Raw genomic sequence first — 12,028 nt, forward strand, 5'->3', positions numbered from 1 at the left:
TTTATATCAACAGGTTGCATAATTTTATACAAATGCGAAAATCGCGCGAATACCAACAATTGAAAGTGCAACGAAAATACCTAGTGTTGCATAAGTAGAGATTAATTGAGATCTTGGAGTAACTGTAATTCCCCAGCTCACAAAGAAGCTCCATAAACCGTTAGCAAAGTGGAAAATAGCAGAGATTACACCAACGATATAAAATGCAATCATCCAAGGATTCTCAAAAATATTCTCCATCATTTGATAGTTTACTTCTGCACCAAATGCAGCTGCGATACGCGTTTCCCATACATGCCATACCACAAAGATCAGTGTAATAACACCGGTTACCCTTTGAAGCATAAACATCCAGTTCCGGAAAAAGCCGTACTTAACAGTATTGTTCTTTGCTGTAAAAGCGATATAAAGCCCGTAGATTGCATGAAATAAAAGAGGCAAAAATATGATAAACAACTCTAGGAAAATCCTAAATGGTAAACTTTCCATAAAATGTGCCGCATCATTAAATGCTTCTTCACCTTTAGTTGCAAAATGATTCACAACCAAGTGCTGTACTAAAAACAATCCAACCGGAATAACACCAAGCAATGAATGCAATCTGCGATAAAAAAACTCTCGATTCCCCGCCATAAAATATCCCCCCTGTTTTGTAACGTGATGCTCAGGAACTATTCATATCCTAACATCAGTAAAAAATGAAAATTTATATCTTACAATTATGTGACAAGTCCATTTTACTCTCAACAGAAAAGAGCGTCAAGAAAACGGATACACAAATTGTTCAATATTAATAAAATTTTATAAATATATTGAAATTGAAAAAAACACGTTCACACTTGAATTACCATTCATTTTTATCAAAAGATGAAATATATTAAAATAGCATTATTTTCCCTTATCAAATATATGCTTTTTTCATGTATCTTTGACTAAAAGGGTTCTAAATTGTATATAATAGTCTCATAGAAAGAGGGGAGATTATTGACTGATCAAACACCAGAGCAAAAACCGTTAACCGTTCATGATGAAACTGTGCCAGCATTTGGGTATGAATTAATTCGTGAAGTGCTGCTTAAGGATTTACTGGGCAAAGAAGCTCCCGGTATTTTATATTGGGCAGGCAAAAGATTGGCACGAAAATACCCATTGGCTTCGATAGATGAAATGATTTCTTTTTTCTCCAGCGCAGGCTGGGGCAATCTAATGCTCTTGAACGAATCAAAAAATGAGTTGGACTTAGAATTATCAAGCGCAATCATCAGCGCTCGCTGTAAAAACGATGAAGATTGTGCCTTTCAGCTTGAAGCGGGTTTTATTGCTGAACAGATCGAACAGCAAAAAGGGTACATATGTGAAGCGTTCGAACATCCTAAGAAAAGAAAAGGAAAAGTTCTTTTTACTGTTAAGTGGGATAAAAAGGATACCATCTAAGTTTTCTATAATTTGCGGTATTGATACTGAATTATGCGGAAAAGAAGAAGCTCTCGAATAAAAGTAGCTTCTTCTTTTTTACTGTTATTCTTATGCTTTCACTGAATTGGCAGATAGCTGAAACGCATCATGAAGCACTTCAACGGCAGGAAGCATTTTCACTTGTTCTACGACAGCTGAAACTTTAATCTCAGATGTACTGACCATTTTGACTAAAATTTCGTTCTGAGCAAGCACATCAAACATTTCTGCTGCTACCCCTGGATTTGAAATCATGCCTGAGCCTACGATTGAAACTTTTGCCAAGCCAGATTCCCATTCAATTCGATCATATTGAAGCTGATCACGATTTCTCTCAAGCACTTTAACAGTCTCTGTTAAATCTTCATTTTTAATGGAGAAAGACAGCGAAGAAGTTTCGCCTTCCGTCATACTCTGAATAATGATATCCACATTGATATGATCATTGGCTAGTGCTGAGAAAATGGTAGATAATCCGCCAAGGCTGCTTGGAAGCCCGATGACAGATACTCTTGTGATTTCATCTTCAAACGCAACTCCGCGTACAACTAAATTTTGCTCCATTTTAACTTCCTCCTCAATCGTTGTTCCTTGTTCTTTTTCCATGCTTGATCTTACTTCTAAAGAAACTCCGTAGTTTTTCGCGAATTCAACCGCTCTTGGGTGCAGAACTCCGGCTCCTAAATTGGCAAGTTCCAGCATTTCGTCATAAGAAACGGATAGAAGCTTGCGGGCATTCTTTATGTAACGGGGATCTGTTGTAAATACCCCTGTCACGTCTGTATATATATCACATTTATCAGCTTTTAGCGCTGCTGCAAGTGCAACGGCTGTTGTATCAGATCCGCCCCTGCCCAGAGTAGTGATTTCTCCTTCTGAGGTAGCACCTTGAAAGCCGGCCACAATCACAATTTTGCCTTGCTGAATTTCCTTTTGAATTTTATCACTATCAATATTTAAGATTCTTGCATTTCCATGAATTTCTTCTGTCTCAACACCTGCCTGCCAGCCTGTCATTGAAACGGCCGGATGACCTTTAGAAATTAAAGCCATGCTTAACAGCGAGATTGTCACTTGTTCCCCGGTTGTTAAGAGCATATCCATTTCTCTTTTGCTGGGGGAGGACGTAATTTCTTTTGCCATGCCAACAAGCTGATCTGTTGTCTTTCCCATCGCTGAGACCACAACGACAACATCGTTACCCCTATTTTTTTCTTCAATGACCCGGTTTGCAGCATTTTGAATTTTATCGACGCTGCCGACCGAAGTTCCCCCAAACTTTTGCACAATTAAACCCATTTGAATACCCTTCCTTCCGACTATGATGATTTCCCTTTGCCATTTTGTTTTGTCTCAGTAAGAAGAATGATTTTTGTATTCTTCTCTTTTTTGCAGATTTGTATGAAAAATGCTAGTTATTCGATTCCCTATTTCTTCTGAAAGATGCTGACAAAACAAAAAAGCAATGAGAATTATCTCATTGCTGTGTAGTCAAACGTATACAAAAAATACGTGCACACAGTGAGATAGCTCTCCAAGACTAGTGTCTTGACAATCCGGCATTTATTCAATGCAAGACCAGCATGGTGAGTGATGAGTCTCCCCCTGCTTCGGCAAACATTCCCTTTCACAGCAAATCGTCGGAGCTCATTCTCCTCAAAGCTGTTACTGATGAAGCTTGCACCTCTACCTTCACTTTACGCTAAGAAAGCGGAAGCGCCTTGCAAAACCCCGATAAGCAAAAACCGAGCTGGCTAGAAGATTGTCTATAACCCTCTGGACAGTTCAGCTTATACCCCAAGATGGGCTAAGCACAGCAGCTAGTCACTGTTCTAAGTCTATAAATTTATACTTTCAGAAAGTATAAAAAAGTGAGTGAATATGAAAGTTGGTCCAAGTATAGCATATTGTCTATATGATGACAACGCTATTCACTTAGTTTCTTTACGAGTTCTTCTGCTACATTAGCAGGAATTCCCAATTGGCGGAAATCATCTGCAGAAGCTTCCTTCATTTTTTTTACTGAGCCAAATGTCTTTAGGAGTTGCTTTTTGCGCTTTTCACCGATTCCAGCAATGTCATCAAGCATGGATTGGAATGTACCTTTTCCTCTTAACTGGCGATGGAACGTGATGGCAAAGCGGTGGACTTCATCCTGGATTCGCTGCAGCAAATAAAATTCCTGGCTATTGCGGGCAAGCGCAACTATTTCCAGAGGATTCCCAAACAACAGCTGTGATGTTCGGTGTTTTTCATCTTTAACGAGTCCGGCCAGCGGCAAATCAAGACCCAGCTCATTTTCAAGTACATCTCTGACCGCTTCAACATGACCTTTTCCTCCATCAATAATAAGCAGATCCGGCAAAGGCAGCTCTTCTTTTAATACACGAGTATACCTTCTGCGAACCGCTTCACGCATGGATTCATAATCGTCAGGTCCTTGAACGGTTTTAATTTTATACTTGCGGTACTCCCGTTTCGCCGGTTTTCCGTCAATAAAAACGATCATGGCAGATACCGGATCTGCACCTTGAATGTTTGAGTTATCAAATGCTTCAATCCGATGCGGCGTATAGATTCCAAGCTGTTCACCCAAACTCTCCACTGCCTTAATCGTCCGGTCTTCATCACGTTCAATGAGAGAAAACTTTTCCTGCAGCGCGATTTTGGCATTTTTATAAGCTAATGAAACCAAATCCTTCTTTTGACCCCGCTGCGGATTCAATACTTTTACACCAAGTAGCTTTTCTGCCATTTCGCCATTAACAGAAGATGGTGCTAAAATTTCCTTTGGCTTAAAATGATTTGCTTTCATGTAAAATTGGCCGAGAAACGTAAGGATTTCTTCCTCAGGTTCGTTATGAATGGGAAACATAGAGACATCCCTTTCAATCAGCTTGCCTTGGCGGATAAAAAAGACTTGTACACACATCCAGCCTTTATCAACAGCATAACCAAAGACATCACGATCGGTGAAGTCCGTCATTGTCATTTTTTGCTTTTCCATCGTTGCATCAATATGAGCGATTTTGTCTCTATACTCTTTTGCACGCTCAAAATCAAGATCTTCGGCCGCAGCCGCCATTTTTTCTGTTAGTTCTTTCTTTATATCTTTATAACCGCCATTTAAAAAGCGGGTAATTTCCTCTGTCATTGTCCGATATTGCTGCTGATCCACTTCCTTCACACATGGAGCCAGGCATTGTCCTAAATGATAATACAGGCATACGCGGTCAGGTAGGGTAGCACATTTCCGAAGCGGATAAATGCGATCGAGCAGCTTTTTTGTTTCGTTTGCTGCATGAACATTTGGATATGGACCAAAATATTTGCCTTTGTCTTTTTTCACTTTTCTTGTCGTAATAAGGCGCGGATGTCTTTCAGCAGTTAATTTAATAAATGGGTAAGTTTTATCATCCTTTAGCATGACATTGTATTTAGGATCATGCTTTTTTATTAAATTGAGCTCAAGAATCAGCGCTTCCATGTCGGAAGATGTGACAATATATTCAAAGTCCTCAATTTCGTTAACAAGGCGCAGCGTTTTTCCATCATGTGAGCCAGTAAAATATGATCTGACTCTGTTTTTTAATACTTTCGCTTTGCCCACATAAATAATAGTGCCTTGCCTGTCCTTCATTAAATAGCACCCTGGCTGTGCAGGCAAAATCATTAATTTATTTTTAATGATGTCATTCATCGTCAAACACATCCTCGAAAGGGAAGTAAAAACCCCGGCCTTCAGGAAGAAGCCGGGGATCAACTATCATTACACTCATTATCTGCTTTCCTGCAGCAATGATTATAGTAAGATGCACTCTTCATCATTGCATCAGGACAGATCTGATTGAAGAAGCTGATTTAAAAAAACATCAAAATCCAAATATGCTAATTATGCATGCTTGGAAAGAAGCTCAGATAATGCTTCTTTTGGCTGGAAGCCAACTACTTTATCTACTACTTCACCGTCTTTAAGAACGATTAATGTAGGAATACTCATTACGCCGAATTTACCAGCAGTTTCTTGGTTTTCATCTACGTCGATTTTAACGATCTTTACTTTATCGCCCATTTCTCCGTCAAGCTCTTCAAGAACTGGAGCAATCATTTTACAAGGTCCGCACCATGGAGCCCAGAAATCTGCAAGTACTAAACCTGAACCTGTTTCTTCAGTAAAGTTTTGATCTGTTGCATGTGTAATAGCCATTTATATGCCTCCTAATCAATTCAACTAATTCATAACATATCGAGAGTATACCATTTAACACCATATGAAGCGAACAATTTGCTCGTTGGTACTATACCCTCAATTTCATTGGATTATTCATGATTGCTTTTTCGCAGACATGGTTGTTTTTATGATATGTTATCTTGATATGCAAGAGTAAATAATCTCTTTGCATCTCCTGGAATTCCCGCACGCTCCATTCAATTGCAAAGCAGCATGAAAGCAGGATCAATATTTTAATAAAAAGAAACAGACAGCTGCTGCTTTACCTTTGATAGCAGTTGGATCCGTCTGTTTCAATGATTTTGTTACGCGTTTACTAAGATCTTCTTAAACTCTTCTGTCAGCATCGGTACGACTTCAAAAAGATCGCCAACAATGCCATAATCCGCAACTTTAAAAATATTGGCTTCAGGATCTTTATTAATGGCAACGATCACTTTAGAGTTCGACATTCCCGCTAAATGCTGGATTGCTCCTGAAATACCGCAAGCAATATACAAATCAGGTGTTACGACTTTTCCTGTCTGGCCAATTTGCAGTGAATAATCACAATACTCTGCATCACAAGCTCCCCGTGATGCACCAATGGCACCGTTAAGGACCTGTGCGAGCTCTTTTAGCGGCTCAAAGCCTTCTTCGCTTTTCACTCCGCGGCCGCCTGCAATAACCACTTTTGCTTCTGAAAGATCTACTCCTTCACTTGCCTTGCGGACAACCTCTTTAATAATGGAGCGAAGATCTTTTATATCAACAGATAAAGCTGATGTTTCTCCTGATCTTGTTTCATCCTTCTCAAGAGGAGCAATATTGTTAGGTCTAATCGTTGCGAAGATAAGACCGTCTGTTACAATTTTCTTTTCAAAGGCTTTGCCTGAATAAATTGGCCGTGTAAAGACAATATTTCCGCCTGCTTCTTCAATCTGCGTAACATCAGAGATTAATCCGGATTGAAGCTTTGCTGCAATCTTAGGTGCAAGGTCTTTTCCTAATGCAGTATGCCCCAGGATAATGCCGTCTGGACTTTCAGCATCCACTGCCGCCATTAATGCTTGTGAAAAGCCATCTGAAGTATATTGCTTTAGCAATTCATGTTCAACCGTTAGTACGCGGTCTGCACCAAAGTGAATTAACTCATTTGATAAAGCGCTTACAGAATCACCGATTAATAATCCGACCACTTCGCCGCCTTCTGCAGCCTGCTTTGCTGCGGCGATTGCTTCAAATGTGACATTACGCAAAGAATGATCTCTTACTTCACCTAATACCAAAACTTTTCTGCTCATTATGTTAACCTCCTGCGTTTTATTTTACGTTTAATTAAACGACTTTTGCTTCGTTATGAAGAAGCTGTACAAGTTCTTTTACTTGATCTTGCAATTCGCCTTCAAGAATTTTTCCAGCTTCCTTTTTAGGAGGCAGGTACACTTCAATTGTTTTTGTTTTCGGCTCTACGTCATCCTCATCAAGATCTAAATCATCCAGCTCCAATTCGTCCAAAGGTTTTTTCTTCGCTTTCATAATCCCTGGCAGCGAAGGGTAACGAGGTTCATTCAAGCCTTGTTGAGCTGTAACCAATAAAGGAAGAGATGTTTCAATCACTTCAGAATCTCCTTCAACATCTCGGACAACGCTTACATTTGTCCCATCAATTTCAAGTTTCGTTATGGTAGTAATATAGGGGATATCCAAGAGGTCAGCCACCCTCGGTCCAACCTGACCAGATCCGCCGTCAATTGCCACATTTCCTGCCAGGATTAAATCTGCTTCCTTGTCTTTTAAATATTCGGCCAAGATCTTTGATGTAGTAAACTGATCTCCTTCTTCAAGATCATCTTCCGTGTTGATTAATACAGCTTTATCGGCTCCCATCGCAAGTGCAGTACGAAGCTGCTTTTCACCTTCCTCACTTCCAACTGAAACAACCGTTACTTCTCCCCCATGTGCTTCGCGAACCTGGATGGCTTCCTCCACTGCATACTCATCATAAGGATTGATAATAAACTCAGCGCCATCTTCATTTATTTTTCCGGAAGAAATCGTGATTTTTTCCTCAGTATCAAACGTTCTTTTTAATAAAACATAGATGTTCATAATGTCCCTCCTAAATTATTAAATCATTTCTTCACTTCTAAAGATTCGGAAAATTTATGTTAAATGAAACTGAAGGCTTTTGAGCATCCGCTCACCTTCAGTTAATCATTTACTACTTGTTGCATTATTTGCCTGTAAAGTTGGGCTCACGCTTTTCAATAAAAGCTGAGATGCCCTCTTTGCCATCATTTGATGCAAATACTTCGCCAAAAAGCTCAGCTTCTTTTTTGACGCCTTCATAAAACTGATCTGATTTTGTGTAATTTAATAGCTCAATCGTCGCCTTAATGGAAAGCGGGCTCTTTTTTGCGATTTTTTTGGCTAAATTATAGGCATTTTCTAACAGTTCAGCTTCTGGATAGGCATGGTTAGCCAGTCCGTATTTAACAGCTTCAAGCCCTGTGATCGGATCGCTTGTAAAAAGCATTTCAGCAGCTCTGGCTCTGCCTACAAGATGCGGAAGTCTTTGCGTGCCTGCAAAACCGGGTATTAATCCCAGCTGTAACTCCGGCAGTCCCAGCTTGGCATTCTCTGCAACAAGTCGGAAATGACAGCCCATTGCCAGCTCCAGCCCTCCGCCTAATGCTGCACCATGAATGGCTGCAATTAATGGTTTCGGGAATCTCTCCATCTTTTCAAATAGATCCTGACCATATTGGCCAAGCTTTTCAAACTCGCTTCCGCTAGTAATGGAAGTGAACTCTTTTATATCCGCTCCAGCAGAGAAAAATCTTCCTTCTCCGTGAATCAATACAACACGAATATCATCTACTTTTTCAATTTCATCCAGTACAGATGAGAATTCTTTTAAAACGTGTGATGATAGTGCATTCGCAGGTGCTCTGTCGATTTTAATTGTCGCAACATGATCTTGATGATTCCACTTTAAGTATACCATTGGTTTATTCACCTCTCTGCTTATTAGATGGTCAATCCGCCTTGCATCCGCTGATCAGCAGCTGATGTACAGATGGCGCCAAAGAGGGAAGATCATACTTCTGATCATTCATTACCCAGGTTGTCACCACTTCATCCATCGTCCCAAATATCATTTGCCGCGCAAGTCTCGTTTCGAGATTTCCAGAAAACTCACCGTTTTCTTTTCCTTCAACAAGAATTTTATCAACAAGAGATAAATAACCCTTCAACACCTCATTGATCTTAAGGCGAAGCTCCTTATTAGACTGTCTTAGCTCTAACTGTGTTACGATAGCAAGATGCCGATCTTGAGAAAGCATTGTAAAATGGGATTCGACCATGACTAATAACTTCTCTACAGCCCGTTCTTTTCCTGCAATCTGCTCTTCAATTCTTTCAATAAAATGGCCCATCTTATCTTGAAAGAGAGAGATTAAAATATCTTCTTTATTCTTAAAATATAAGTATATCGTTCCATCAGCAACACCAGCCTGCTTTGCAATTTTGGAAACTTGTGCCTGGTGATAGCCATTCTCAGCAATAACAACGACAGCTGCATCGATGATCTGCCGATATTTTGGTTTATCTTTTTTCAATCCGTTTCCCTCCCTTCAAGACACATCTAACATCTTATCTCGTGATCTCTTTTCATTCTATAAACACAACTCTGCAGTCCTTCGTATGAGCTGTTAAATGTAATACTGAACACAAAGAAAGATTTAATGAATGAATCATCATTCATAATTTAATAATAGTAATAGAAGGTTATATTGTCAAGAAAATAACCACTTTTTTCTTTTATCCTATTATGGCATTTAAAATCATGAATGGACAAGCCTTAATATTCAAAAAAGAAGAGCCGAATATCCCGGTTCTTTTAAATGAAAGCAAGAATGTTTCATTTTTTTATTTTATCGTCTACGCTTGCTTTTCTTCATCTTCGGTAAATTTCTTCTTCTCTTCATCAATTAATGCTCGGCGCAGAATTTTCCCTACTGCTGTTTTAGGCAATTCTTCTCTAAACTCGTATACTCTTGGAACTTTAAAGGCTGCCAAATGCTTACGGACAAATACATTCAAGTCTTCTTCGCTTACTTCGTTCCCATCTTTTAATACGATATAGGCTTTAACGGTTTCACCGCGATAAGGGTCTGGTATACCTGCTACAACTGCTTCCTGAACGGCTGGATGCTCGTATAGGATTTCTTCTATTTCGCGGGGATAAATATTAAAGCCCCCAGCAATAATCATATCCTTTTTACGATCCACTACATAAAAATATCCTTCTTCGTCCATATAGCCAAGATCTCCTGTTAAAAGCCAGCCATCTCTTAAAGTTTGCTCCGTATCGTCTGGACGGTTCCAATAGCCTTTCATTACTTGTGGACCTTTAACAGCAATTTCCCCGATCTCACCTGGAGGCAGCTTTTCCCCATTCTCCATTGAAAAAATGACAGCATCTGTATTAGGCCAAGGCACACCAATGCTTCCTTTTATTCTCGGCATATCCCATAAGAAATTAGCATGTGTAACAGGTGATGATTCAGTCAGGCCATAGCCTTCGACTAGTTTTCCTCCTGTAATTTGTTCAAATTTCTGCTGAACCTCTACCGGAAGTGCTGCGGAGCCGCTAATACAGGAATCAATGGATGAAAGATCATATTTCTCAATATCAGGGTGGTTTAATAGCCCAATATAAATCGTTGGTGCACCTGGGAACAGGGTAGGTTTTTGCTTTTGAATGGTTTTTAAGGTATCCCCTGCATCAAACTTTGGCATTAACACCATTTTATTGCCTTCTAAAACGGAAAGCAGCAGGACCGTCGTCATTCCATAAACATGGAAGAAAGGCAAAATGCCAAGAACAGTCTCTTTCCCTCTTTCACACTTATACAGCCAAGCTCGGCACATTGCCGTATTCGCCACTAAATTTCTATGTGTCAGCATAACACCTTTAGGAAAGCCGGTCGTTCCGCCGGTATATTGCAAGAGAGCCAAGTCATTCTCAAAGTCAATCTCCTGCTCACTTAAAGGCAAAGAAGATAGCTTTAGTATTTCTGTCCATAGATGATGATTCCCTTCATGCTTGACATTGACCACAATTCCGTATTGTTTCTTCTGTATAAAGGGATAAATAAGATTTTTTGGAAATGGAAGCGCATCTTTGATAGCGGTTACAATTATATGTTGAAGATCTGTCTGCTGTTTTACTTTCGACACACGCGGAAATAAAATGTCCATTGTAATGATTGCTTTTGCGCCTGAATCCTTCAGCTGGTACGCTAATTCCCTTTCCATGTAAAGCGGATTTGTCGGAACAACGATCCCGCCAGCCAATAGGATCCCATAATAGCTGATAACAGATTGTGGAGTATTCGGCAGCATAACGGCTACCCGATCGTCTTTTTCAATCCCAATCGATTGCAGATAGCCTGCAAGTTTAAGCGCAGCTTCATAAATGTATGAGTAAGTGAATTCCTTACCCATAAAATGAACAGCTGTTTTTTCAGGAAATTCTGCAGCTGTTTTTTTCAAAAAATCCTGAACAGGCTGATTTTCATAGATGAGTTCTTTAGGAATTTCTTCAGGATACAGGCTAAGCCATGGTTTATACTCTGTCATACGCAAACCCCTTTCTTTAAGTATTTTGAACATTCTAATTGTTCTCATCTCATTATAATATACTGGTGTAAACAAAACAATTAGAATAAACGGAGCATTTCATAAACAGAAGGTATTCATACCCATCTTACAGGCATAACAAAAAAAGAACTGCCCTAAACACGGGCAATTCTTTTTTTGTTATTGCCATTAGGCAATGAAAAAAATATATACAAGTCCAACTAGCACAAAAAGGGCGCTAACCACGATTAATACTTTTGCAAGCTTCTCCATTTTCCCCTTCTCCCTCTATCCGATACTTGCTCCGATGACAAATGACAGACCAATGGAGATGACCATTGAAATAAAACCAACTGCTTTGTTATTGTTCTTAATCTCATCATCTACATTAAATCTTGGTGTTAAAAACTCAAAGATAAAATATGCGACAAGCAGCAGGAAAAATCCAAAGACTCCCCATATAATCATGGTAAAGAGCGCATCGTTATGCATTATGGAGTGTCTAAATACATTGGCAATACCAAATATTTTCCCTCCAGTGGCCATTGCTACAGAGATATTGCCATTTTTTATTTCTTCCCAGTTTTTGTACTTTGTGACAAGTTCGAATACAGCTAAAAAGACAATCATACAAAGGATGACAACACTATAGTAGGCAGCGGTTTGGATAAATTCATTTTCCCAAAAACCTTCCATATTCTATTCTCCCCT

General features: G+C 39.5%; 11 protein-coding genes and 1 riboswitch. Of the genes, 1 reads left to right on the top strand and 10 read right to left on the bottom strand.

The window, feature by feature from the left end; translation table 11 throughout:
- Window positions 1-24: 24 nt before the first annotated feature.
- Window positions 25-633 (bottom strand): succinate dehydrogenase cytochrome b558 subunit, encoded by a 609-nt coding sequence (locus F7732_RS08735; protein WP_151573480.1) that lies wholly within the window; start codon window positions 631-633, stop codon window positions 25-27.
- A gap of 351 nt (window positions 634-984) precedes the next feature.
- Between F7732_RS08735 and F7732_RS08740 the strand changes: the two genes are divergently transcribed.
- Window positions 985-1,434 carry a YslB family protein gene (locus F7732_RS08740; protein WP_151573481.1) on the top strand — a complete coding sequence of 150 codons (450 nt, stop codon included), beginning with the start codon at window positions 985-987 and terminating at the stop codon, window positions 1,432-1,434.
- 90 nt (window positions 1,435-1,524) lie between these two features.
- Here F7732_RS08740 and F7732_RS08745 read toward each other — a convergent pair whose 3' ends face one another.
- From F7732_RS08745 to F7732_RS08785, 9 genes are all read right to left on the bottom strand, one after another.
- A complete protein-coding gene (locus F7732_RS08745) occupies window positions 1,525-2,754 on the bottom strand; it encodes an aspartate kinase (RefSeq protein WP_151573482.1) in 1,230 nt (409 codons plus the stop codon).
- Between the two features lie 220 nt (window positions 2,755-2,974).
- Window positions 2,975-3,152, bottom strand: a riboswitch (Lysine riboswitch).
- Between the two features lie 230 nt (window positions 3,153-3,382).
- Complete coding sequence (gene uvrC, locus F7732_RS08750; RefSeq protein WP_151573483.1) at window positions 3,383-5,155, bottom strand: excinuclease ABC subunit UvrC; 1,773 nt, start codon at window positions 5,153-5,155, stop codon at window positions 3,383-3,385.
- A gap of 192 nt (window positions 5,156-5,347) precedes the next feature.
- A complete protein-coding gene (trxA, locus tag F7732_RS08755; protein ID WP_066443093.1) occupies window positions 5,348-5,662 on the bottom strand; it encodes a thioredoxin in 315 nt (104 codons plus the stop codon).
- Between the two features lie 329 nt (window positions 5,663-5,991).
- Window positions 5,992-6,969, bottom strand: a complete 978-nt coding sequence (locus F7732_RS08760) for an electron transfer flavoprotein subunit alpha/FixB family protein (RefSeq protein WP_151573484.1) — start codon at window positions 6,967-6,969, stop codon at window positions 5,992-5,994.
- A gap of 34 nt (window positions 6,970-7,003) precedes the next feature.
- Window positions 7,004-7,777 carry an electron transfer flavoprotein subunit beta/FixA family protein gene (locus F7732_RS08765; RefSeq protein ID WP_151573485.1) on the bottom strand — a complete coding sequence of 258 codons (774 nt, stop codon included), beginning with the start codon at window positions 7,775-7,777 and terminating at the stop codon, window positions 7,004-7,006.
- Window positions 7,778-7,901: 124 nt separating this feature from the next.
- On the bottom strand, window positions 7,902-8,675 hold the full coding sequence (locus F7732_RS08770) for an enoyl-CoA hydratase (protein WP_151573486.1): 774 nt from the start codon (window positions 8,673-8,675) through the stop codon (window positions 7,902-7,904).
- A gap of 31 nt (window positions 8,676-8,706) precedes the next feature.
- A complete protein-coding gene (locus F7732_RS08775) occupies window positions 8,707-9,291 on the bottom strand; it encodes a TetR/AcrR family transcriptional regulator (RefSeq protein WP_066443088.1) in 585 nt (194 codons plus the stop codon).
- Window positions 9,292-9,613: 322 nt separating this feature from the next.
- Complete coding sequence (locus F7732_RS08780) at window positions 9,614-11,317, bottom strand: long-chain-fatty-acid--CoA ligase (RefSeq protein ID WP_151573487.1); 1,704 nt, start codon at window positions 11,315-11,317, stop codon at window positions 9,614-9,616.
- A 288-nt stretch (window positions 11,318-11,605) separates the two neighbouring features.
- On the bottom strand, window positions 11,606-12,013 hold the full coding sequence (locus tag F7732_RS08785; RefSeq protein ID WP_151573488.1) for a DUF350 domain-containing protein: 408 nt from the start codon (window positions 12,011-12,013) through the stop codon (window positions 11,606-11,608).
- Window positions 12,014-12,028: the final 15 nt, after the last annotated feature.

It is taken from the genome of Bacillus mesophilum, assembly GCF_008923265.1.
GTDB lineage: Bacteria > Bacillota > Bacilli > Bacillales > Cytobacillaceae > Cytobacillus > Cytobacillus mesophilum.

Coding starts and splice junctions, on each gene's coding strand:
- F7732_RS08745 (WP_151573482.1), bottom strand. CDS start 2,754: ATGGGTTTAATTGTGCAAAAGTTTGGGGGAACTTCGGTCGGCAGCGTC.
- F7732_RS08760 (WP_151573484.1), bottom strand. CDS start 6,969: ATGAGCAGAAAAGTTTTGGTATTAGGTGAAGTAAGAGATCATTCTTTG.
- F7732_RS08770 (WP_151573486.1), bottom strand. CDS start 8,675: ATGGTATACTTAAAGTGGAATCATCAAGATCATGTTGCGACAATTAAA.
- F7732_RS08765 (WP_151573485.1), bottom strand. CDS start 7,777: ATGAACATCTATGTTTTATTAAAAAGAACGTTTGATACTGAGGAAAAA.
- F7732_RS08735 (WP_151573480.1), bottom strand. CDS start 633: ATGGCGGGGAATCGAGAGTTTTTTTATCGCAGATTGCATTCATTGCTT.
- uvrC (WP_151573483.1), bottom strand. CDS start 5,155: ATGAATGACATCATTAAAAATAAATTAATGATTTTGCCTGCACAGCCA.
- trxA (WP_066443093.1), bottom strand. CDS start 5,662: ATGGCTATTACACATGCAACAGATCAAAACTTTACTGAAGAAACAGGT.
- F7732_RS08785 (WP_151573488.1), bottom strand. CDS start 12,013: ATGGAAGGTTTTTGGGAAAATGAATTTATCCAAACCGCTGCCTACTAT.
- F7732_RS08780 (WP_151573487.1), bottom strand. CDS start 11,317: ATGACAGAGTATAAACCATGGCTTAGCCTGTATCCTGAAGAAATTCCT.